The 23,032-nt window shown below is 66.1% G+C and carries 22 protein-coding genes; 5 read left to right on the forward strand and 17 right to left on the reverse strand.

Annotated elements, in window-relative coordinates:
* Positions 1–48 precede the first annotated feature (48 nt).
* From leuB to WS62_RS14760, 7 genes are all read right to left on the reverse strand, one after another.
* The gene (gene leuB, locus WS62_RS14725; protein WP_066571865.1) at positions 49–1,116 is read right to left on the reverse strand and encodes a 3-isopropylmalate dehydrogenase; all 1,068 of its coding nucleotides are present in this window, start codon (positions 1,114–1,116) and stop codon (positions 49–51) included.
* A gap of 91 nt (positions 1,117–1,207) precedes the next feature.
* A complete protein-coding gene (gene leuD / locus WS62_RS14730) occupies positions 1,208–1,858 on the reverse strand; it encodes a 3-isopropylmalate dehydratase small subunit (protein WP_066571867.1) in 651 nt (216 codons plus the stop codon).
* Between the two features lie 68 nt (positions 1,859–1,926).
* Positions 1,927–2,073, reverse strand: a complete 147-nt coding sequence (locus WS62_RS14735) for an entericidin A/B family lipoprotein (RefSeq protein ID WP_010109935.1) — start codon at positions 2,071–2,073, stop codon at positions 1,927–1,929.
* Positions 2,074–2,077: 4 nt separating this feature from the next.
* A complete protein-coding gene (gene leuC, locus WS62_RS14740; RefSeq protein ID WP_066571869.1) occupies positions 2,078–3,487 on the reverse strand; it encodes a 3-isopropylmalate dehydratase large subunit in 1,410 nt (469 codons plus the stop codon).
* 376 nt (positions 3,488–3,863) lie between these two features.
* On the reverse strand, positions 3,864–5,159 hold the full coding sequence (locus WS62_RS14745; RefSeq protein WP_066571870.1) for an LLM class flavin-dependent oxidoreductase: 1,296 nt from the start codon (positions 5,157–5,159) through the stop codon (positions 3,864–3,866).
* The gene (locus WS62_RS14750) at positions 5,152–6,051 is read right to left on the reverse strand and encodes a hypothetical protein (protein WP_231748298.1); all 900 of its coding nucleotides are present in this window, start codon (positions 6,049–6,051) and stop codon (positions 5,152–5,154) included. The genes WS62_RS14745 and WS62_RS14750 overlap by 8 nt, the downstream gene beginning before the upstream one ends.
* A gap of 736 nt (positions 6,052–6,787) precedes the next feature.
* Entirely contained in the window at positions 6,788–7,315 is a 528-nt protein-coding gene (locus WS62_RS14760) for an Lrp/AsnC family transcriptional regulator (protein WP_066571875.1), read from the reverse strand.
* A 161-nt stretch (positions 7,316–7,476) separates the two neighbouring features.
* On the opposite strand from WS62_RS14760, the gene mdeB reads away from it, so the two are divergent.
* The gene (gene mdeB, locus WS62_RS14765; RefSeq protein WP_066571877.1) at positions 7,477–10,200 is read left to right on the forward strand and encodes an alpha-ketoglutarate dehydrogenase; all 2,724 of its coding nucleotides are present in this window, start codon (positions 7,477–7,479) and stop codon (positions 10,198–10,200) included.
* A 147-nt stretch (positions 10,201–10,347) separates the two neighbouring features.
* On the opposite strand, the gene WS62_RS14770 is transcribed toward mdeB, so the two are convergent.
* The 3 genes from WS62_RS14770 to WS62_RS14780 form a co-directional block, all read right to left on the reverse strand.
* Entirely contained in the window at positions 10,348–11,592 is a 1,245-nt protein-coding gene (locus tag WS62_RS14770) for a DUF1479 domain-containing protein (RefSeq protein ID WP_066571880.1), read from the reverse strand.
* A 289-nt stretch (positions 11,593–11,881) separates the two neighbouring features.
* On the reverse strand, positions 11,882–12,217 hold the full coding sequence (locus tag WS62_RS14775; RefSeq protein ID WP_231748299.1) for a hypothetical protein: 336 nt from the start codon (positions 12,215–12,217) through the stop codon (positions 11,882–11,884).
* A 206-nt stretch (positions 12,218–12,423) separates the two neighbouring features.
* Complete coding sequence (locus tag WS62_RS14780) at positions 12,424–12,813, reverse strand: VOC family protein (RefSeq protein ID WP_066571883.1); 390 nt, start codon at positions 12,811–12,813, stop codon at positions 12,424–12,426.
* Between the two features lie 75 nt (positions 12,814–12,888).
* On the opposite strand from WS62_RS14780, the gene WS62_RS14785 reads away from it, so the two are divergent.
* Positions 12,889–13,851 carry a helix-turn-helix domain-containing protein gene (locus WS62_RS14785; protein WP_066571886.1) on the forward strand — a complete coding sequence of 321 codons (963 nt, stop codon included), beginning with the start codon at positions 12,889–12,891 and terminating at the stop codon, positions 13,849–13,851.
* A gap of 97 nt (positions 13,852–13,948) precedes the next feature.
* Here the strand turns inward: WS62_RS14785 and gltA are convergent, their stop codons facing one another.
* The 7 genes from gltA to WS62_RS14820 all read right to left on the reverse strand — a co-directional run bounded on the left by gltA (position 13,949) and on the right by WS62_RS14820 (position 19,875).
* Entirely contained in the window at positions 13,949–15,250 is a 1,302-nt protein-coding gene (gene gltA, locus WS62_RS14790) for a citrate synthase (RefSeq protein ID WP_066571888.1), read from the reverse strand.
* A gap of 52 nt (positions 15,251–15,302) precedes the next feature.
* The gene (locus WS62_RS14795; RefSeq protein ID WP_059472817.1) at positions 15,303–15,575 is read right to left on the reverse strand and encodes an FAD assembly factor SdhE; all 273 of its coding nucleotides are present in this window, start codon (positions 15,573–15,575) and stop codon (positions 15,303–15,305) included.
* Position 15,576: 1 nt separating this feature from the next.
* Positions 15,577–16,278: a succinate dehydrogenase iron-sulfur subunit gene (locus WS62_RS14800; RefSeq protein WP_066492177.1), complete on the reverse strand. Its 702-nt coding sequence runs from the start codon at positions 16,276–16,278 to the stop codon at positions 15,577–15,579.
* Positions 16,279–16,299: 21 nt separating this feature from the next.
* Entirely contained in the window at positions 16,300–18,075 is a 1,776-nt protein-coding gene (gene sdhA, locus WS62_RS14805; protein WP_066492179.1) for a succinate dehydrogenase flavoprotein subunit, read from the reverse strand.
* A 4-nt stretch (positions 18,076–18,079) separates the two neighbouring features.
* Positions 18,080–18,448, reverse strand: coding sequence for a succinate dehydrogenase, hydrophobic membrane anchor protein (gene sdhD, locus WS62_RS14810; protein ID WP_059472815.1), 369 nt, complete (start codon positions 18,446–18,448; stop codon positions 18,080–18,082).
* A gap of 4 nt (positions 18,449–18,452) precedes the next feature.
* The gene (sdhC, locus tag WS62_RS14815) at positions 18,453–18,869 is read right to left on the reverse strand and encodes a succinate dehydrogenase, cytochrome b556 subunit (RefSeq protein ID WP_066492180.1); all 417 of its coding nucleotides are present in this window, start codon (positions 18,867–18,869) and stop codon (positions 18,453–18,455) included.
* Positions 18,870–19,068: 199 nt separating this feature from the next.
* Complete coding sequence (locus WS62_RS14820; protein WP_082720976.1) at positions 19,069–19,875, reverse strand: GntR family transcriptional regulator; 807 nt, start codon at positions 19,873–19,875, stop codon at positions 19,069–19,071.
* 298 nt (positions 19,876–20,173) lie between these two features.
* On the opposite strand from WS62_RS14820, the gene WS62_RS14825 reads away from it, so the two are divergent.
* From WS62_RS14825 to WS62_RS14835, 3 genes are all read left to right on the forward strand, one after another.
* Positions 20,174–21,157, forward strand: coding sequence for a malate dehydrogenase (locus WS62_RS14825; protein WP_066571894.1), 984 nt, complete (start codon positions 20,174–20,176; stop codon positions 21,155–21,157).
* A 190-nt stretch (positions 21,158–21,347) separates the two neighbouring features.
* Positions 21,348–22,367 (forward strand): HpcH/HpaI aldolase/citrate lyase family protein, encoded by a 1,020-nt coding sequence (locus WS62_RS14830; protein WP_066571895.1) that lies wholly within the window; start codon positions 21,348–21,350, stop codon positions 22,365–22,367.
* 150 nt (positions 22,368–22,517) lie between these two features.
* Positions 22,518–23,027 (forward strand): hypothetical protein, encoded by a 510-nt coding sequence (locus WS62_RS14835; RefSeq protein ID WP_066571900.1) that lies wholly within the window; start codon positions 22,518–22,520, stop codon positions 23,025–23,027.
* Positions 23,028–23,032 lie beyond the last annotated feature (5 nt).

Genomic DNA, 23,032 nt, shown 5'->3' on the forward strand with positions numbered 1-23,032 from the left:
CGGACTGCGACGACGAACCGCTCCGAACGCGCGGCCCGTGCGCCGCGATTACAGCGCCGCGACGACCGCGTCGCCCATCGCCGCGGTGCCGACCTTGCGGCAACCCGGCGTCGCGATGTCCGCCGTCCGGTAACCCGCTTCGAGCACCTTCTTGACCGCGTTCTCGATCCGGTCCGCCTGTTCGGCGCGGTTCAGCGAGTAGCGCAGCAGCATCGCGGCCGACAGGATCGTCGCGAGCGGATTCGCGACGCCCTTGCCCGCGATGTCCGGCGCGGACCCGTGCGACGGCTCGTACAAGCCCTTGTTGTTCTTGTCGAGCGACGCCGACGGCAGCATGCCGATCGAGCCCGTCAGCATCGCGGCCTCGTCCGACAGGATGTCGCCGAACATGTTGCCCGTCACGATCACGTCGAACTGCTTCGGCGCCTTCGCGAGCTGCATCGCCGCGTTGTCGACGTACATGTGCGACAGCTCGACGTCCGCGTATTCCTTCGATACGTCGATCATGATGTCGCGCCAGAACTGCGACGTCTCGAGCACGTTCGACTTGTCGACCGACAGCAGCTTCTTGGCGCGCTTCTGCGCGGCCTGGAACGCGACATGTGCGATGCGGCGCACTTCCGGCTCCGAATAGCGCATCGTGTCGAAGCCTTCGCGCGCGCCGGCGAACGGGCCGTCGGGCGCTGCGCGCACGCCGCGCGGCTGACCGAAGTAGATGTCGCCGTTCAGTTCGCGCACGATCAGGATGTCGAGGCCCGCGATCAGCTCGGGCTTCAGCGGCGACGCGTCGACGAGCTGCGAATAGCAGATCGCCGGGCGAAAGTTCGCGAACAGCTCGAGATGCTTGCGCAGACCGAGAATCGCCTGCTCGGGGCGCAGCGCGCGCTCGAGCGAGTCGTACTTCCAGTCGCCGACCGCGCCGAACAGGATCGCGTCCGCTTCCTTCGCGAGCGCGAGCGTCGCTTCCGGCAACGGACGGCCGCTCGCCTCGTAGCCGGCGCCGCCGACGGGCGCCTGCTCGAGTTCGAACCACTCGTCGAGCGCGTTCAGCACCTTCACCGCTTCGTTGACGATCTCCGGACCGATGCCGTCGCCGGGCAGCACTGCAATCTTCATGCGAAATTCCTGACTGGATGAATGAGTTGTTGGATTCGGACGAAGCGCGCGCGCCGGCCATCGATCGCGGCGCGCGCTCGCGCGAGAGGCGTCAGCCGATCAGCCGGTTGTCGAGCCACGGCTGCTTCGCGAGCCGCTCCGCTTCGTACTGACGGATCTTGTCGGCGTGGCGCAGCGTGAGGCCGATATCGTCGAAGCCGTTCACGAGACAGTACTTGCGGAACGCGGTGATTTCGAACGGATACTCGCGGCCGTCCGGCGCGCGCACGACCTGCGCGCCGAGATCGATCGTGAGCTGATAGCCGTTGAACGCGTACGTCTCGTTGAACAGGTGGTCGACCTGCTGCTCGGTCAGCACGATCGGCAGCAAGCCGTTCTTGTAGCAGTTGTTGAAGAAGATGTCGGCGAAGCTCGGCGCGACGATCGCGCGGAAGCCGTACTGCTGCAGCGCCCACGGCGCATGCTCGCGCGAGCTGCCGCAGCCGAAATTCTTGCGCGCGAGCAGCACCGACGCGCCCTGGTAGCGCGACTGGTTCAGCACGAAGTCCGGGTTCAGCGGACGTTTCGAGTTGTCCTGGCCGGGCTCGCCGTGATCGAGATAGCGCCACTCGTCGAACGCGTTCGGGCCGAAGCCCGTGCGCTTGATCGACTTCAGGAACTGCTTCGGGATGATCGCGTCGGTGTCGACGTTCTCGCGATCGAGCGGCGCCACGACGCCGGTATGCACATTGAATTTTTCCATGATCCGTCAACCAGATTGGAGGCCGGCCGCGCGGGCCGGCGAAATCGAATCGTTGCGCTCGCGCGCCGTCACTCCGCGGCCTTCTTGATCGCGTGGCCGGCGGCGTTGATGTCCTCGCCCATGCCCGCGACCGTGTTGCAGCCCGCAAGGCCGAACGCGAAGCCCGCCAATGCGATCACGGCGACGAGCCGCCCGAAAAATGCCGTTGCTTTCACGCGCTCACCCCAGTTTGCGAATGTCGACGAAGTGGCCTTCGATCGCCGCCGCCGCGGCCATCGCCGGGCTGACGAGATGCGTGCGGCCGCCCTGGCCCTGACGTCCTTCGAAGTTGCGGTTCGACGTCGACGCGCAGCGCTCGCCCGGCTCGAGCCGGTCGGCGTTCATCGCGAGGCACATCGAGCAGCCCGGCTCGCGCCATTCGAAGCCGGCTTCCGTGAACACCTTGTCGAGCCCTTCGCGCTCGGCCTGCGCCTTCACGAGGCCCGAGCCCGGCACGACCATCGCGAGGCGCACGTTCGGCGCGACGCGGCGATTGAGCTTCTTGACGACGTACGCGGCCGCGCGGATGTCTTCGATCCGCGCGTTCGTGCACGAGCCGATGAAGATCTTGTCGACATTGATCGCCTCGATCGGCGTATTCGGCGTGAGCGCCATGTACGCGAGCGCGCGCTCCATCGCGTCGCGCTTGACCGGGTCCTTCTCACGCTCGGGATCAGGCACGCGGCCGTCGATCGACGTGACCATTTCCGGCGACGTGCCCCACGTGACCTGCGGCACGATCTCCGCCGCGTTCAGCTCGACGACGGCGTCGAACCGCGCGCCTTCGTCGGACCTGAACGTCTTCCAATATTCGGCCGCCTGATTCCATTGCGCACCCGTCGGCACGAAGGGACGGTCCTTCAGGTATTCGACCGTCGTGTCGTCGACGGCGACCATGCCGGCGCGCGCGCCCGCTTCGATCGCCATGTTGCAGACCGTCATCCGGCCTTCCATCGACAGCGCGCGAATCGTCGAGCCGCCGAATTCGATCGCGTAGCCGGTGCCGCCCGCGGTGCCGATCTTGCCGATGATCGCGAGCACGATGTCCTTCGCGGTGCAACCGCGCGGCAGCGGGCCCTCGACCTTCACGAGCATGTTCTTGCTCTTCTTCTGCAAAAGCGTCTGCGTCGCGAGCACGTGCTCGACTTCCGACGTGCCGATGCCGTGCGCGAGCGCGCCGAACGCGCCGTGCGTCGACGTGTGCGAATCGCCGCAGACGATCGTCATGCCGGGCAGCGTCGCGCCCTGCTCGGGCCCGATGATGTGGACGATGCCCTGACGGACGTCGTTCATCTTGAATTGCGTGATGCCGTATGCATCGCAGTTCGCGTCGAGCGTGTCGACCTGCAGCTTCGACACCGGATCGGCGATGCCGTGACTGCGGTCCGTCGTCGGCACGTTGTGATCGGAGACCGCGAGATTCGCGCTGATTCGCCACACCGGACGCTGCGCGAGCTTCAGCCCCTCGAATGCCTGCGGGCTCGTGACTTCGTGCAGCAGTTGGCGATCGATGTAGAGCAATGTGGTGCCGTCCTCCTCGGTGTGGACGACGTGCGAATTCCACAATTTGTCGTAGAGAGTCTGTGCCATGGGTATGCGGGGTCGTTTGACTGCGAACATGCGTTCGGGTGCAGTCGATTATGCCACGCGAAGCCCGCACCTTTGTACCAGGAAAACGAAAAAACCCATAAAAAACAGTGAGTTGAGTGGTACAGCCGATACGGGTATCAGGATTACCCGGCAAATTCCGGCAAGCGGCGCCCGCTATCGACCGGACCATGGATAAGTAGACGAAGCGCACGGCGACGCAGTGGCCGTCGGCGAGCGGCACGGCGCATGACGTTTGACGATGCGGCCGCCCATGCGCTCGGTCGCAGCATCGGCAACGCGCGGCCGCGCACGGACGCGCTGCGCCATACCGCGGCGCGCTGGAAAGAGGATGCGCCGCCCGCCCGTCGCGCCGCGCTCAATAGCCCACGCCGAGATGATCCTTCAGCGTGCGCCCCGAATAATCGGATCTGAAAAGCGCCCGCTTCTGCAGCAACGGCACGACATGCTCGACCATCGTCCGCAGCCCGTCCGGGAACACGTCGAAGTTCAGGTTGAAGCCGTCGGCCGCGCCGTGCTCAAACCATTGCGCCATATCGTCGGCGATCGATTCCGGCGTGCCGACGACGATCCGGTGCATGCCGAGGTTGTGCCCGATCAGCTCGCGCACCGTCAGGTTTCTCTCGCGCGCGAATGCGATCATCTGCGCGGCGAAACCGTGCGATACATGGTCCCGCGACGCGCGCGCGATCCGCTCGTAAGGCAGCGGCGCGTCGAGCGCGATGTCGTCCGGCCCGATGCCGAACTGGCGCGCGAGCATCTCGACGTCGCCGCCCGGATCGCGCAACGCGTCCATTTCGTCTTTCCTCGCGCGCGCCTCGGCCATCGTCGAGCCGATGACCGGATACAGCCCCGGCAATATCCCGAATTGCCCGGGATCCCGCCCTCGCGCGCGCACTCTCGACTTGAGATCCGCGTAGAACCGCTTCGCGCCTTCGAGCGAATTCTGCGACGTGAACACCATGTCCGCATGCTTGGCCGCCAGATCGAGACCGGCTTCGGACGCCCCGGCCTGAACGAGGAGCGGCCGCCCCTGCGGACTGCGCGGCACGTTCAGCGGGCCGGCGACATCGAAATGCCGGCCGTGATGATCGATTCGCCGGACCTGCGCGGGATCGGCGAACACGCCGCTCGCCGCGTCCGCGACGAGCGCGCGCTCGCCCCAGCTTTCCCACAGCTTGATCGTCACGTCGATGAACTCGTCCGCGCGCGCGTAGCGCTCCGACGCGCCCGGCAACGCGACCGAGCCGAAATTCGCGGCCGCGGCCGGATTGTAGGTGGTGACCGCGTTCCATCCCGCCCTGCCGCCGCTCAATTGATCGAGCGACTGGAAGCGGCGCGCGAGCGAAAACGGATCGCTGAACGTCGTGGACGCCGTGCAGATCAGTCCGATGCGCTCGGTGACGAGCGACAGCGCGGACGCGACAACGAGCGGATCGAGCATCTGCGACGGCCCGTGCGCATGGCCGTGCAGCGAAAGCGAATCGGAGAAGAACAGCGCGTCGAACTTGCCCAGCTCCGCGATTTGCGCGATCCGTCGATAGAAGTCCGGATCGACGATCGCACGCGTGTTGCGAAGCGTGCGCCATCCGGCCGGATGCTGGCCGACGCCGACGATATGACAGTTCAGATGCATCTGGCGGCGGTCATGCATGCGTCACCTCGAAATGTTCGTTGATTCCCTTCGCGCGCAGGAAGTCCTGAAGCGGGCGCGACAGACCGATCGCGTTCTCGCCGCCGCTTAGCTTCGTCGCATCCCAGATGCACTGCCCGATGACTTTCGGATGGCGGCCGTTCGCATCGACGACCTTGACGATCGCCGGCCCGTAAGCAAGGCCGATGCCGATTTTCAATGGCGGAAGCCGGTGCCGCTGCCACAGCAGTTCGTTCACGCACGCGATCGAGCTGTCGATGCAACGCGTCGCCGCCGCGCACGCGCGCGCGATCACTTGCTCCCGCTTGCCGCACTCGATGTGAAACAGGATCAACAGGCCGTCGCCGAGCAGTTCGGTCGCCTGACCGCCCGCCTGCGCAGCCGTGTGCGCAATCGCCGGAATCAGCGCGGAGGTCTCGTAGAAGATGCGCTGCAGGCCGCAGCGAATGTGCGGGAAGGTTGCGGATTCGGAAAATCGGGCGCTCGAATTGCGCATGTCGGCAACGAACGCGACGAATTCGCCGACGGACGGCCGATCGGCGTCCAGCACCGGATAGCCCGGAATCAGCGTCTTCGTCGCCTGCTCGCCCGACGTCGCCCGTGCGTCGTCGCCGGACGCCGGCGCGGCGGCGGGCCCGCTTCGCCGCAGGTGCGCATCGAGCGGATCATGGGCCGAACGGCGAGCCGGGCCGAGCGTGGCATCGGCGCCGTTCGCATCGTCGGACGCCCGATCGATGACGGGCTGGATCCCGCGCCATTCGCTTTCCGCACGGCGAAGATTCTCGTCGACGAGCGCGCGAAGATCGGCGTCGTCCGCGCTCCGGAATTCCTCGCGCAACCGGCCGAAATCGGCCGGCAGTCCTTCAGCTTGCGTTCCGTCCTGTCCTTTCATTTCATATCACGCCATGGTCGTTCCGGGCTCGCGCCGAATCAATGAATAACAGGTCCGGAATATCCGAGAAAACGCGAGGCTTGCACACGAGCACCAATCAGATAATCAGCAGGCCGTTTCTGAAAATCGGCATGGCAAATGCCGGCAATCGAAAAGACCGCCATGCGGCCGAGATTCGCTCCCGGTCGCGCGCAATGGCGGCGTCTCCACGCGCACCGCACATAAACGCACGCGCTTTCAGCCGACTCTGCGCACTTGAGCATCACACGACATCTTGCGGTCATATTAACGCAATGAAATCGCAACATTCAATTCGACAATCAATTTATTAATATGTTTATTAAACGGTCCAGATGCAATCAAATACGAAATCGATGGATTTTCAACCCATCGACACATAAACCGCCCATTAATAAATGGAAATCACATGAAGCTTTTCCAGACATTCAATCGCGCACGCGATGTGAATTACCACGGGATCGAACGCGTCGAAAAACGTATCGAGACTATCGTCTCGATTTTTGCGTTCCACCGGGAATGCCGCGGCAGACAAGGACTCGAGCGGTGTCCGCTCCGCGCGCACGATCACCATCGATCGCACGCGAGACGATGCGCGTCGCACGCCTGCCGCGACCGACGACGCATCGCAGCCGCGCTCGACGGTGCGGCATGAGGTCGCAACGCAGCAGTCCGTGCGCGCGCATCGCGCGGCGCAACCGAACCGCGAACGCTTCGCTCACACCCATTCCTGCGGCGCGTCGTCGCCGTCGGCGAGCGTGAGCCCGCCCGCGGGCAGCGGCAATGCGGTCCGATAGCGGACCTGCTTGAGCGCGAAGCTCGACCGGATGTTCGACACGCCGGGAATCGTCGTCAACTGATCGAGGATGAAGCGCTCGAGGCTCTTCATGCTCGGCACGACGACGCGCAGCAGATAGTCCGCATCGCCCGACATCAGATAGCACTCCATCACCTCGGGCCGCTTGTCGATCGCCTCCTCGAAGCGGCGCAGCGCGTCCTCGACCTGCTTCTCGAGGCTCACCTGGATGAACACGTTGATCCGCAGCCCGAGCGGCTCCGGATTCAGCAGCGTCACCTGCTGCTTGATGAGACCGAGCTTCTCGAGCGCGCGGACGCGGTTGAAGCACGGCGTCGGCGACAGGTTCACCGCGCGCGCGAGCTCCGCGTTCGTGATCCGCGCGTTCTGCTGCAGTTGATTGAGGATGCCGATGTCGATCCGGTCCAGCCGGCGGGAAGGAGCGCTCATAGTACAAATATTCTGAAAACAGAGATTTTTCAGGAATTTGTACGTTACACGAAACCAAAATTCCAACCAAAAGAGATGCACATTCTGCGGCTGCGTGGATAACCTTAACGGCTGTTGCTGCCGATGTCGCTTCCTCGAACCCGCCCCATCTGGAGCCGCGCATGAACGACTTGTCGAACGGTATCCGCCCGGTCCTCTCGGCCGCGCGCCGCCACGACGACACCGATCCGCAGGAAACCGCCGAATGGCTGGACGCGCTCGACGGCGTCGTCGAGCACACGGGCGTCGACCGCGCGCGGTACCTGCTCGCGCAGCTCGCCGAGCACGCGGCGCGCCGCCGGGTCGCGCCGCCACATGCGAACACGACGCCGTACGTCAATACGATCCCGCTCGACGCGCAGCCGCCGTATCCGGGCGACCTTCAGCTCGAAGCGCGCCTGGCGGCGGTGCTGCGCTGGAACGCGCTCGCGATGGTGGTGCGCGCAAACCGCGCGTACGGCGAGCTCGGCGGCCACATCGCGAGCTACGCGTCGGCGGCCGATCTGTTCGAGGTCGGCTTCAACCACTTCTTCCGCGCGGCGGACGACGCGTCGGGCGGCGATCTCGTCTACTTCCAGCCGCACTCGTCGCCGGGCGTCTATGCGCGCGCGTTTCTCGAAGGATTCCTGAGCGAAGCGCAGCTCGAGCACTATCGGCGCGAGATCGCCGGACCGGGCCTCTGCTCGTATCCGCATCCGTGGCTGATGCCCGATTTCTGGCAGTTCCCGACGGGCTCGATGGGCATCGGTCCGATCAATGCGATCTACCAGGCGCGCTTCATGCGCTATCTGCAGAACCGCGGGCTGCTGCGCACCGATGGCCGCAAGGTATGGGGCTTCTTCGGCGACGGCGAGATGGACGAGCCCGAATCGATCGGCGCGCTGTCGCTCGCGGCGCGCGAAGGGCTCGACAATCTCGTGTTCGTGATCAACTGCAATCTGCAGCGGCTCGACGGCCCCGTGCGCGGCAACGGCCGCATCGTCGACGAGCTCGAATCACAGTTCGCGGGCGCCGGCTGGAACGTGATCAAGGTGCTGTGGGGCTCGGACTGGGATGCGCTCTTCGCGCGCGACGTGACGGGCGCGCTTGCGCGCGCGTTCGCGCAGACGGTCGACGGCCAGTTCCAGACCTTCTCGGCGAACGACGGCGCATACAACCGCGCACGCTTCTTCGGCCAGGACGACGCGCTCGCGTCGCTCGTCGCGCATCTGCGCGACGAAGACATCGACCGGCTGCGCCGCGGCGGCCACGACGCGTGCAAGCTGTACGCCGCGTACGAAAGCGCGGTCCGTCACGAAGGCCGGCCGACCGTGATCCTCGCGAAGACGATGAAGGGCTTCGGAATGGGCGCGATCGGCCAGGGGCGGATGACGACCCATCAGCAGAAGAAGCTCGACGTCGAGCACCTGCTCGCGTTCCGCGACCGTTTCCGGCTGCCGCTCTCCGACGACGATGTCGAGCAGCTCCGTTTCTACAAGCCCGCGCAAGACAGCCCGGAGATGCGATACCTGCATGCGCGCCGGGCTGCCCTGGGAGGCTGTCTGCCCAGAAGGCGGAAAGCGGCGACGACGGCATTGACCGTGCCGTCGTTGCCTTCCTGGGGGCAATTCGCGCTCGACGCCGGCGGCCGCGAGATGTCGACGACGATGGCGATCGTGCGGATGCTCGGCGGCCTGCTGAAGGACGCGGCGCTCGGGCCGCGCGTCGTGCCCGTCGTCGCCGACGAGGCGCGCACGTTCGGGATGGCGAACCTGTTCCGGCAGGTCGGCATCTACTCGCCGCTCGGCCAGCGCTACGAGCCGGAAGACCTCGGCTCGATGCTCTACTACCGCGAGGACACGCGCGGACAGATCCTCGAGGAGGGCATCTCGGAGGCGGGCGCGATGTCGTCGTGGATCGCCGCGGCGACGTCGTACAGCGTGCACGACCTGCCGATGCTGCCGTTCTACATCTACTACTCGATGTTCGGCTTCCAGCGGATCGGCGATCTGATCTGGGCCGCCGCCGATCAACGCGCGCGCGGCTTCCTGATTGGCGCGACCGCCGGCAAGACGACGCTCTGCGGCGAAGGGCTCCAGCATCAGGACGGCACGAGCCATCTCGCCGCGTCGACGGTGCCGAACTGCCGCGCGTGGGATCCGGCGTTCTCGTACGAAGTTGCGGTGATCGTCGACGAAGGGATGCGCGAGATGGTCGAGCGGCAGCGCGACACGTTCTATTACCTGACTGTCACGAACGAGAACTACGCGCAGCCGTCGCTGCCCGCGGGCCGGGCCGGCGCGCTGCGCGACGGCATCCTCAAGGGCATGTATCCGCTCGACGCGGCGGCGCTGCCCGCCGCGCGCGTCCAGTTGCTCGGCTCGGGCGCGATTCTCGGCGAAGTGCAGGCGGCCGCGCGCATGCTGCGCGACGACTGGCAGATCGATGCGGCCGTGTGGAGCGTGACGAGCTTCACCGAACTGCAGCGCGACGGCATCGCGGCCGAGCGCGCGCAGCGTCTGTTCGACGGCGACGAAGCGAACGAAAACGCGACGCCTTATGTCACGTCCGCGCTCGCCGCGACGCACGGGCCGGTGATCGCCGCGACCGACTACGCGCGCGCGCTGCCCGAGCTGATCCGCGCATACGTGCCGCGCCGCTACGCGACGCTCGGCACCGACGGCTTCGGCCGCAGCGACACGCGCCAGGCGCTGCGCGCGTTCTTCGAGGTCGATCGCGCGTCGATCGTGATTGCGGCGCTGCGCGCGCTCGCCGACGACGGGGTCGTGACGCGCGACGTCGTGCGCGATGCGATCGAGCGTTACGGCAAGCGCGACACGGCGCGCACGCCGCCGTGGGAGCGGTGACGGTGCGAGCATGATGCGATCGACGCCCGTTTCAGCAGGTCGAGCGCGCGTCTCCAACGCAATGGCTTCGCTCGGCGCGCAGCCCGCAGGCATTTGCGGGCGCCGGAGCGATCGTATTTCGCCCCGGCGCCAACGCCTGCCGACCGCTCACAACCCGAACCCCATCTGCTCGCGCCCGAGCGCGGTCAGATCATCCGCCTGCGCACGCCCGGCGAAATCCGTCTCGAAGTGATCGGCCGGAAAATCCGGCGGGCTCTCGCCGCGCAGAAAGCTCGGCAACTGCCGCTTCAGGTAAGCGTCGTTCTTCGCGCACCCCGGCGCCGACGCGATGTACATCACGTTGCTGTAGCCCGGCCCACGATGCGCGTCCTCGACCGCGTGCACGACGTCGCCGTGCCAGAACACCGCGTCGCCCGGCTGCATCTGCGGAATCGGCGCGAGCGCGGCGAGGAGCGGCGCATGCCATTCGGGCAGCACCGACAGCGCGCGGCCCGGCCGCGCGCCGCACAGGTCGTCTCCGGGCACGTCGTCCTGCAGCGCGCGCAGGACGACGTAGGCCATCGCGTTCGCGATCGGAATCAGTTGCAGCGTCCCGTCGCCGGGCCCCTGCGGCGTCAGCGCCGTCCAGCCCTGGAACGTGCGGAACATCGAGCAGACGGCGGGCGACGGAATCTCCTCGACGTCCGGCCGGAACGCCGCGTCGAACGGATCGTAGGCGCGCCAGTCGCCCGCGAGCACGTGCCGATAGACGCGCCGGAAGTTCGGCCCGAGCCAGCGCTCGACCGAGCCGCCGTCGACGTGCGGCGACAAGCCGAGCGACGACGAGCCCGGCGGCCGCCGGCGAATGCGGTCCGCATAGGCCGGCACGCGCGCCGGATCGAAATGCACGCGCCCTTCGCTCTGCGCGCGCCACAGCCGGTTCAGGAACACACGCGCCTGCGTCAATGCGGGCGACTGGCGCGCGGCGATCTGCGGCTTCGACCAATAAACGCCATGGATCTGCGGCTTGCTCGACGCGAGCGTGCCGAAGTAACGGTCTTCCGCGCGATGGGCGAGCTTGTCGTCGAGCCGGTTCGACTCGACGTACGCAGCGATCTCGTCGTTCCAATTGCTCGCCTGCAGCGCGTCGAACACGCCGCGGATCACGCAGGCGCCGCGCGCCCTGAGCGCGGCGAGCGACGCCGAATCGACGCAATCCGCGGCGACGTCGGCGAAGCGCAGCACGGGGATCGTGTCTCGGCCTTGCGCGCGATCGGTCAGGATCGCATCGGCTTGCCGCGCGATCTCGCCTTCGAGCTCGCGAAACACCTGTGCGCGGTTCGGCAGTGCGGCGCGCAGCGCCGCTTTCGTCGTGCGGATCGCCGCCGGCAGGTCGTCGATATGAAACGGCATCGGATGTCTCCTTGATCTGATTCTGGATGGGTGCGGCGTACGTCAACGCGCCCATTCAGCGTAGATCGCCCGATCCGTGAGAAGCGATGCAATTGCGCCAACCATCGATAGGATTACGCCAGCCGCCCGGACAAGCGCGCCGAAGGCCGAAAGAACCGCCGCGCGGCCTGGCGCGGGAGCAACGCACAATGCGCGACGGCACGGCTTGCGGCGTCGCAACGCATACGAACAGGAAGAGCGACGACGACGCGGCAGCTGCCGCGTCCGCGTCCGTCGCGGGACCGCGCGATCAGCGCGCCATCACCGGCGGCGCGAGCATGTAGTGCTCGCTCGAGAACAGCGCGGCGCGATGCTCGTCGCACAGTGACTGGACCGTCTCGTGCGAGCGCGGCGTGTTCGACATCGCCGCGGCGTCATAGGCGGCCATCGCAACGAGCGCGCGCGCCCAGCCGGGCGATGCGTCGCGCTGCGCGCCGACAAAGACGGGCTGCGCCCATTGCCGGCAGCCGGCCGCCGTCGATCGCACGGGCATCGGAAACCCGGCCCGCTGCACGTTGTCCTCGGCGACGCCGGCAATTGCGCCTTCGATCGTCAGCAACCAGGCCAGCGCCACGACAAGCCGCATTGCGCACATACGCTCCACCTCGCAAAGCACAGGAACTGCGCACATTCATCAAGACGGCGGCGCGCGGCGCCCCATGCCGATTCTGCCGCATCGCGCCCGTTCGCTCCCGCCGCGCGAACACGCGATCGTCGGCCGCTCGACTGCCGTCGAAGGGCTTTGGCTACGCGCCGACACTTATTCCCGTCTCGCAGCGGAGACGCGCACATCTACTCCGGCTCGTGGCAGCATACGCACAGCTTGTTGCCGTCGAGATCGCGAAAGTACGCGCCGTAGTAGTTCGGGTGGTAGCGGGGTCGCAAGCCGGGCGCCCCTTCGCTCGTGCCCCCCGCTTGCAGCGCGAGCGCGTACACGCGGTCGACCATCGCGCGATTCGCCGCGAGAAACGCGGTCATCTGGCCGTTGCCGGGCGCGTGCTGCGCGCCGTCGAACGGCCGGCCGATCAGGAACAGCGGACGCGGCGCGTCGGCCGGCATCCAGCCGGTCCAACCGTCGGGATCGCGAAACTTGAGCGCGAGCTGCAACGCTTCCATCAACGGCGCATAGAACGCATAAGCGCGTTCGACGTCGGTTACGCCCATGCAGACATGTGAAAACATTCGCGTGCCTCCCGTATCGTCGAAACCCGACGATGATGCCACGCCCACCCGCCACGCGGACGAACGGGGGCCGGCATGAAGCCGCGCTACGAACGCGTCGCGATTTCCGAAGGCTGCTCGGTCCGCGTCTATCGGCGCAGGCTCGCGCAGATTCCGTTCGAATGGCACCACCATCCGGAGTACGAGCTGACGCTCACGCTGAACAGCCGCGGCAAGCGCTTCGTCGGCGATCACGTCGCCGACTACGCGGGCGACGATCTCGTGCTCGTGCCGCCAAACCTGCCGCATACGTGGGCGTCGGACACGCGCATCGATCCGGACGTGCCGCTCGTCGCGCTCGTCGTCTGGTTCGACGGCGACTGGGCACAGCGCGTCGCCGACTGCTGCCCCGAATTCGCAGGCTTGCGCACGCTGCTGCGCCGAGCCGCGCCAGGGCTCGCGTTCGGGCCGGACGCCGCGGTCGAGATGCGCTCGCGGCTGCCCGCGCTCGTCGACCGCGCGCCGCGTGTGCGGCTCGCGGCCGCGCTCGACGTCCTCGCTTTCCTCGCCGACGCGCACGCGACGCCGCTCGCGACGGCCGCCGCATACCACACCGCCGACGGCGCCGCGCTCGCGCCCGAAGCCGAGCGCCTCGACCGCGTGCTCGATCTGCTCGACCGCCGCTTTCACGAACCGCTGCGCATCGCCGAACTCGCGGCGGTCGCGCACCTGTCCGAACGCTCGCTGCAACGGCGGTTCGCGCGGCACCTCGGCGAGACCATCGGCCGCTATCTGCAGCGGCTGCGGCTCGCGCACGCGGCACGGCTGCTCGCATCGACCGACTGGCCGGTGTCGCTCGTCGCGACGCGCTCCGGCTATGCGAATCTCGCGAACTTCAATCGCCAGTTCCTCGCCGCGCGACAGCTGTCGCCGCGCGCATACCGGCAATTTCTCGCCGAGCGCGGCCGCCCGCCCCAAGATGCGCCGGCGCCGGCGGAAGGCATCGACGTGCGCCCGCCGTCGCTCGAGCGCGGTACGACCACGAAAACGCGCCGCTGAAAAACGAACACCCCGACAGGCGAACCGTCGGGGTGTTTCATCCAGCGTTGCCCGCACCACGCGCGGCGGACTGGCCGCACGCGCTGCGCGCCGCCGATCAGCGCTGATCGATCGGCTTCGCCGTACGCGGCGCCTCGCCGATGAAGAGCTGCCGCGGACGACCGATCTTCTGCTCGGGATCGGCGATCATCTCGTTCCACTGAGCGATCCAGCCGACCGTGCGCGCCATCGCGAAGATGCAGGTGAACATCGACGTCGGGATGCCCAGCGCGCGCTGGACGATGCCCGAGTAGAAATCGACGTTCGGGTACAGCTTGCGCGACACGAAGTACTCGTCTTCGAGCGCGATCTTCTCGAGCTGCATCGCGAGCTTGAAGAGCGGATCGTCGTGCAGGCCCAGTTCGTTCAGCACTTCGTAGCAGGTCTCGCGCATCAGCTTCGCGCGCGGGTCGTAATTCTTGTACACGCGGTGGCCGAAGCCCATCAGCTTCACGCCCGAGTTCTTGTCCTTCACCTGCTTGATGAACTCGGGGATGTTGTCCGGCGTGCCGATCTGCTCGAGCATGTTCAGCGCGGCTTCGTTCGCGCCGCCGTGCGCCGGGCCCCACAGACACGCGATGCCGGCCGCGATACACGCGAACGGGTTCGCGCCCGACGAGCCCGCGAGACGGACCGTCGACGTCGATGCGTTCTGCTCGTGGTCGGCGTGCAGGATCAGGATGCGGTCGAGCGCGCGGACGAGCACGTCGTTGACCTTGTACTCTTCGCACGGGTTCGCGAACATCATGCGCATGAAGTTCGCGCTGTACGACAGGTCGTTGCGCGGATAGACGAACGGCTGGCCGATGCTGTACTTGAACGCCATCGCGACGAGCGTCGGCAGCTTCGCGATCATGCGGATCGCCGACACTTCACGATGACGCGGGTCGTTGATGTCGAGCGAATCGTGATAGAACGCGGACAGCGCGCCAACCGCGGCGACGAGAATCGCCATCGGGTGCGCGTCGCGGCGGAAGCCGCGGAAGAAGAACTGCATCTGCTCGTGCACCATCGTGTGCTTCGTGACGGTGGCGACGAATTCCTTCTTCTGCGCGGCGTTCGGCAGCTCGCCCTTCAGCAGCAGATAGCAGGTTTCGAGGAAGTCCGCGTTTTCAGCGAGATTGTCGATCGGGAAGCCGCGGTACAGCAGTTCGCCCTTGTCGCCGTCGATGTACGTGATCGCCGAGTTGCAAGACGCCGTCGACATGAAGCCCGGGTCATACGTGAACTTGCCGGTCTGGCCGTACAGCTTGCGGATATCGATTACGTCCGGGCCCATCGTACCCTTGTAAATCGGCAGTTCGACGCTCGGCGAATTGTCGCTGAACGATAGCGTGGCTTTAACATCAGACGGGGTCATGACACATCCTCAATCGAAAAAAGAAACGGATTCGATAACGGGCACAACGCTCTCAAACGCTGCGCAGCATCTCCAGCAGCCTGGACATGTCCGGGCCGGCAAAGTCGCCTTCTGGTTCCTTGCGTGCGAGCAGCAAGTCCATCAGGTCGTTGTCGCTTAGATCCAGCAGGCGCGACAGTGCGCTCACGTCCGCGTCGCTGAGGTCGTGCTCGTGTCTGTCGAAGAAACGCTCGAAAATGAGATCGTTCTCCAGCAGTCCGCGCCGCGCGCGCCAGCGAAGCCGCGCGCGGCGATGCGGGTCGGATTGATGCGATGATTCGCTCATGTCAGACCGCGCGGCGAACCATCAATTCCTTGATCTTGCCGATCGCCTTCGTCGGGTTCAGGCCCTTCGGGCACACGTCGACGCAGTTCATGATCGTATGGCAACGGAACAGACGGTACGGATCGTTGAGGTTGTCGAGGCGCTCGCCCGTCGCACGATCGCGGCTGTCCGCGATGAAACGATACGCCTGCAGCAGGCCCGCCGGACCGACGAACTTGTCCGGATTCCACCAGAAGCTCGGGCACGACGTCGAGCAACTCGCGCACAGAATGCACTCGTACAGGCCGTCGAGCTCGTCGCGTTCTTCCGGCGACTGCAGGCGCTCCTTCTCGGGCGGCGGCTCGTCGTTGATCAGGTACGGACGGATCGAGTGGTACTGGTTGAAGAACTGCGTGAAATCGCAGATCAGGTCGCGCACGACGGGCAGGCCCGGCAGCGGACGCAGCACGATCTTCTGCGGCAGGTCGTTCAGGTTCGTCAGGCACGCGAGGCCGTTCTTGCCGTTGATGTTCATCGCGTCCGAACCGCACACGCCTTCGCGGCACGAGCGGCGGAACGACAGCGTCTCGTCGACCGACTTCAGCTTGACGAGCGCGTCGAGCAGCATCCGCTCGTGCTGGAGTTCCAGCTCGTACGTCTGCATGCGCGGCGCGGCGTCCTTGTCCGGATCGTAGCGGTAGATTTCAAAAATGCGTTTGGCCATTTCAGATTCCTTTGCGCTGGCTTAGAAGGTACGCGCCTTCGGCGGCACGGACTCGACTGTCAGCGGCTTCATATGGACGGGCTTGTAGTCGAGGCGATCGGCTTCGCTGAACCACAGCGTGTGGCGCAGCCAGTTGTCGTCGTCGCGGTGCTCGTAATCGCTGTGCGCGTGTGCGCCGCGGCTTTCCTTGCGCGCTTCCGCCGACACCATCGTCGCGCGCGCGACCTCGATCAGGTTCGCCAGCTCGAGCGCTTCGACGCGCGCGGTGTTGAACACCTTCGACTTGTCCTTCAGGTGCACGTGCGTGACGCGCTCCTTCAGGCCCGCCATCTGCTGAACGCCCTCTTCCAGCAGCTTCGACGTGCGGAACACGCCCGCATGCTTTTGCATCGTCGCGCGGATGTCGTTCGCGATGTCCTGCGTGTACTCGCCCGACGTCGACTTCTCGAGCTTGTTCAGGCGTTCGAGCGCAAAATCGGCCGCATCGGCCGGCAGCGGCTTGTGGTCGCGCTGGTTCTTCACGTGCTCGACGATGTGGTTGCCGGCCGCGCGGCCGAACACCACCAGATCGAGCAGCGAGTTCGTGCCGAGGCGGTTCGCGCCGTGCACGGACACGCACGAGCATTCGCCCACTGCGTAGAAGCCGTTGATCGGCTCTTCGTGGCCGCGCGGCGTGCCGACGACCTGGCCGTGGATGTTGGTCGGGATGCCGCCCATCTGGTAGTGGATCGTCGGCACGACCGGGATCGGTTCCTTGATGCAATCGACGTTCGCGAACTTCAGCGCGATCTCGCGAATCGACGGCAGACGCTTCATGATCGTCTCGGCGCCGATGTGCGACAGGTCGAGCAGCACGTGGTCCTTGTTCGGGCCGACGCCGCGGCCTTCCTTGATTTCCTGGTCCATCGAGCGCGACACGAAATCGCGCGGCGCCAGATCCTTCAGCGTCGGCGCGTAGCGCTCCATGAAGCGCTCGCCGTTCGAGTTGCGCAGAATGCCGCCCTCGCCGCGCACGCCTTCGGTAATCAGCACGCCCGCGCCCGCGACGCCTGTCGGATGGAACTGCCAGAACTCCATGTCCTGCAGCGCGACGCCCGAGCGGGCCGCCATGCCGAGGCCGTCGCCCGTGTTGATGAACGCGTTCGTCGACGCCGCGAAGATCCGGCCCGCGCCGCCCGTCGCAAACAGCGTGGTCTTGCCTTCGAGGATGTAGACGTCGCCCGTTTCCATTTCGAGGGCCGTCACGCCGAGCACGTCGCCGTCCGCGTCGCGGATCAGGTCGAGCGCCATCCATTCGACGAAGAACTGCGTCTTCGCCGCGACGTTCTGCTGGTACAGCGTGTGCAGCAGCGCGTGACCGGTGCGGTCGGCCGCCGCGCACGCGCGCTGGACCGGCTTCTCGCCGTAGTTCGCGGTGTGGCCGCCGAACGGGCGCTGGTAGATCGTGCCGTCCGCGTTGCGGTCGAACGGCATGCCGAAGTGCTCGAGCTCGTACACGGCGTTCGGCGCTTCACGGCACATGAACTCGATCGCGTCCTGGTCGCCGAGCCAGTCGGAGCCCTTGATCGTGTCGTAGAAGTGATAGTGCCAGTTGTCTTCGCTCATGTTGCCGAGCGACGCGCCGATCCCGCCTTGCGCGGCGACCGTGTGCGAACGGGTCGGGAACACTTTCGACAGCACGCAGACGGAGAGACCCGCACGCGACAGTTGCAGGGACGCGCGCATCCCCGAGCCGCCCGCGCCGACGATCACCACGTCGAACTTGCGACGCGGCAGGGAAGTTTTGATTGCAGCCATTCTTTTAAACTCTCCAGAGAATCTGCGCAGCGTAGCCCGCGCACGCGAGCAGCCAGACGATCGTCAGCGATTGCAGCAGCAGGCGCACACCGACGGGCTTCACGTAGTCCATCCAGATGTCGCGCACGCCGACCCATGCGTGATAGAAGAGCGAAAGCAGCGTGACGAAGGTCGCGAGCTTCATCCATTGCGTCGCGAAGATCGACGCCCAGCCCTCGTACGAGAAATCGCGCGCCGTGAAGAACCAGACGAGCAGGATGACGGTGTAGATCGCCATCACGGTGGCGGTGACGCGCTGCGCGAGCCAGTCGCGCAGACCATAGTGAGCGCCGACGACGAGGCGCTTCGAGCCGATACGGTTATTCGCTGCCATTTTCTTAGAATGCTCCGAACAGTTTGAGCGCGACGGCGATCGTGAGGACGGTCGACACGACGAACACGACGACCGACGTCTTCTGGCCGCGTTCCTTCGACACCGCATCGTGATTCATGTCCATCATCAGATGGCGGACCCCGGCGCAGAAGTGGAACAGGAACGCCCACGACAGCGCGAGGACGATCAGCTTGACGACGATGTTGGAGAGGAATGCCTTGAAGACTTCGAAGCTGAGTTCGGACGTCAGGCTCTGGTCGAAGAGGTATAGCAGGAAAGGAAGGAACAGGAACAGCAGCGCACCGCTCACCCGGTGCAGAATCGAAACCCGAGCCGCGAGCGGCATACGGTATTTGAGCGTGATGTCGCCGAACCCGATGTTCCGGTACTCCGGCCTCGGTTTTCTTACTGTTTCAGTCATGCTAGACCCCTACTATGTTGTCACACTAATCCGTGATTTTAGCGCCTTTTTATTTCGCGCTGCAGCGAAAGCTCTGCTCTGGAGCGTTGCATTCCACGGAATAAACGCGGCGCGAAACGTGCTATGCGCGTGGGGCGCGCAATTACCTGTCGTTTCGCCTTACCTTGATTCAGGCTGCGCCTTACCTTGAATCGGAAATTCAGTTCAAATCGTTCTGATAGTAGTACCCGGTTGTGACATACCATCCGCGCCGCACTTCGACGGGACGATCGCCATACGTGTACGACACGCGCTCGACCGATAGCAGCGGAAAGCCCGACGGCACGCCGAGCAGGTCCGCGACGGAAGGCTCGGCCGCGATCGCGCGAATCTTCTCGCTCGCGCGGATCATCCGCGTGCCGAACTCGCTCTCGAACATCGCGTACAGCGGCCCCTTGTAATCGCTCAGGCGCTCGAACGTGAGCCCGCGGAACATCGCGCCCGGCAGCCAGATCTCGTCGAGCACCGTGACGGCGCTGTCGAACTCGAGCAGGCGCCGCACCTGGACGACGGGATCGGCGGGCTTCAGATCGAGCTGGCGCGCGATCTCGGCGGGCGCGCGCATCCGCCGGCACTCGAGCAGGCGGCTCACGTGCGGATGCTCGACGCCGTCGTCGGCGAGGAGCCGCAGGAAACGGAATTGCGCGCGCTCCTCGCTGTGGGTCGCGACGAACGTGCCCTTGCCCTGGCGGCGCACGAGCAGGTTGTCGGCCGCAAGCTCGTCGATCGCCTTGCGCACCGTGCCTTGGCTCACCTTGTATCGGCCGGCGAGCTCCACTTCGCTCGGGATGATCTCGCCCGGCTTCCAGTCGCCCGCCTCGAGACTCTGCGTGATCAGCGCCTTGATCTGCTGGTAAAGCGGGCTGAAAGTCGGCGAAGGCGAAGGCGCGGCCGCGGCCTCGCCGCCGGGCTGCGTGGAGCCGGCTGCGCCGTTCGGATTGGATGCGCTCGCCTGATTGGAAGTCATGGCGCGCATTTCAACATAAACCCCGCTTTTCCGTCCAGATTTTTCCCTCGAAAACATCTGTCTTATATAAGACATAAGATACTGTTTGACTTTACCCGCCCCGGCTCCTAAACTCCGGGGCGAGCAAGGGTTCGCGGGGTTGCAGCGCGCGTCCCGGGCTACGTGCCTAGCCTATCTTCAGGCGTCGCCGCGCATGCGCCGCGAGTCCTCCGCCCTGCTTTAAAGCAACGCTTCGTGTAACGCGCATAAAATGGCGTTTTCCCTAGCGTCCCACGCTCAATGTCCTGGAGATTTCTCAATGGCTAAGCCCGCAAAGCGCGTTGCCGTCACCGGCGCCGCAGGTCAAATCGCTTACTCGCTGCTGTTCCGCATCGCGAACGGCGACCTGCTCGGCAAGGACCAGCCGGTCATCCTGCAACTGCTCGACCTCCCGCAAGCACAAGCCGCCGTCAAAGGCGTCGTGATGGAACTGGACGACTGCGCGTTCCCGCTGCTCGCAGGCGTCGTGATCGCCGACGACCCGAAGGTCGCGTTCAAGGATGCCGACGTCGCGCTGCTGGTCGGCGCCCGCCCGCGCTCGAAGGGCATGGAGCGCAAGGATCTGCTGTCGGCCAACGCGGAAATCTTCACGGTTCAGGGCGCCGCGCTGAACGAAGTCGCGAGCCGCGACGTGAAGGTGCTGGTCGTCGGCAACCCGGCCAACACGAACGCGTACATCGCGATGAAGTCCGCGCCGGATCTGCCGAAGAAGAACTTCACGGCGATGCTGCGCCTCGACCACAACCGCGCGCTGTCGCAACTCGCGGCCAAATCGGGCAAGCCGGTCGCGTCGATCGAGAAGTTCGCCGTGTGGGGCAACCACTCGCCGACGATGTACCCCGACTTCCGCTTCGCGACTGCCGAAGGCGAATCGCTGCTGAAGCTGATCAACGACGACGTCTGGAACCGCGACACGTTCATCCCGACCGTCGGCAAGCGCGGTGCGGCGATCATCGAAGCACGCGGCCTGTCGTCGGCGGCGTCGGCGGCGAACGCGGCGATCGACCACGTCCGCGACTGGGTGCTCGGCACGAACGGTAAGTGGGTCACGATGGGCATCCCGTCGGACGGCTCGTACGGCATCCCCGAAGACATTATCTACGGCGTGCCGGTGATCTGCGAAAACGGCGAATACAAGCGCGTCGAAGGTCTCGAAATCGACGCGTTCTCGCGCGAAAAGATGGACGGCACGCTGGCCGAGCTGCTCGAAGAGCGCGACGGCGTCGCCCACCTGCTGAAGTAATGCCCTTCGCCCGGTCCGCCGCGCTGCGGCGAACCGGGCGGCCGGCGGGGCCGGGCACGGCGCCCGGCCCCGCCGGCAATCCGATTCGCACGGGCTTTGCGCCCGGCGCCACGCATCGGCGCCGCCCCAGAGCTCGCACGAATCCGATGTTCCACGTTGGCCCAGATCCTGACCTGACGCAGAAGAACAGATGTCCGCGCTCACACCCGCAGAAGTGCTGTACGAAGGCGTTGCGCCGCCCGCGATCCCGCCGTGCTGCGATCATTACGCGGGCAGCGAGAAGCTGATGCTGAAGTCGCTCGCGCTGCAGGCCGAACTCGGTCCCGTCTTCGACATCACGCTCGACTGCGAGGACGGCGCCGCCGTCGGCCGCGAGGCCGAGCACGCGGCGCTCGTCGCGGCGCTCGTCGGCGGCGACGCGAACCGCTTTGGGCGCGTCGGCGCCCGGATCCACGACATTTCCCACCCTCACTGGCGCGACGACGTCCGCATCGTCCTGCGCGCGGCGCGCCCGCCCGCCTATCTGGCGCTGCCGAAGGTCGGCGGCGCGGCCGACGCGGCCGAGATGTGCGCGTTCATCGAGGCATCCCGCCGCGAGTTCGGCATCGCGCAGCCGATCCCCGTCGACGTGCTGATCGAGACGCACGGCGCGCTCGCCGACGCTGCGCAAATCGCCGCGCTGCCGACCGTCGCGACGCTGAGCTTCGGCCTGATGGACTTCGTGTCCGCGCATCACGGCGCGATTCCGGACGGCGCGATGCGCGCGCCCGGCCAGTTCGACCACCCGCTCGTGCGCCGCGCGAAGCTCGAGATCGCCGCCGCGTGCCATGCGCATGGCAAGACCCCATCGCACAACGTGACGACCGAGGTGCGCGACATGCGCGTCGTCGCCGACGACGCGCGCCGCGCCCGCGAGGAATTCGGCTACACGCGGATGTGGAGCATCCATCCGGCGCAGATCCGCGAAATCGTCGCGGCGTTCGCGCCGCGCGCGGGCGAAATCGCGCGCGCGACCGAGATCCTGCTTGCCGCGCAGGCGGCCGACTGGGGCCCGACGCGCCACGACGACGCGCTGCACGACCGGGCGAGCTACCGCTACTACTGGTCGGTGCTGCGCCGCGCGCGGGCGACCGGCCAGCCGCTGCCGGCGGAATCGGCGCCGCTCTTTCGAGGCGCGGACGAACGGGCAGCGGAGAGACGCGAAGCATGAACGGTACACGAGGGCGCAAAAACTGAATTCGACGGGCCAAATAGGTGAAAATAGCGGCCGCTGCGCGCTTCCGGGGCGCGTGCAGTTCAACCCGGTGGACGAGCTGTGCGTCCGCCCTTGTTAACCGATTAAATGTAAGGTTCTGACTCCATGAAGAAACTGCTGATCGCCACCATCATCGGCGCGCTGTCCGCCACGATGCTGGCCGCGGCGCCGAGCGCGTTCGCCCAGGCTTCGTCCACCACCGCGAAGAAAGCCACGCCGAAGCGCCCCGCGCCGAAGCGTCACCTGATCCCGCGCAGCAAGAAGGCGCAGGCGCGCGCGGCCGCGAAAACCGATCCGGTGCCGGAAGGCGCGGTCAAGTGGTCCTGTAAGGACGGCCTGTCGTACGACCTCGCGGGCGACATGAAGCGCGACCAGATCGTCACGGTCCACTGGGCCAACAAGAACTACAAGCTGCCCCGTCAGCAGACGACGACGGGCGCGGACGTGTTCTACGACCCGGCAAGCGGCATGAAGCTCGTCGTGATCCCGACGAAGGCCATGCTCTTCAGCGACAAGGACGACAGCCGCCTCGCCGACGAGTGCCAGACGCCTGAAATGGCGGCCGGCAACGCGGTCGCGCCGACCCAGTCGAACGAGCTGAAGCCGGCGAACTGAGGTCG

Source organism: Burkholderia sp. ABCPW 14, assembly GCF_001523835.1.
Lineage (GTDB): Bacteria > Pseudomonadota > Gammaproteobacteria > Burkholderiales > Burkholderiaceae > Burkholderia > Burkholderia mayonis.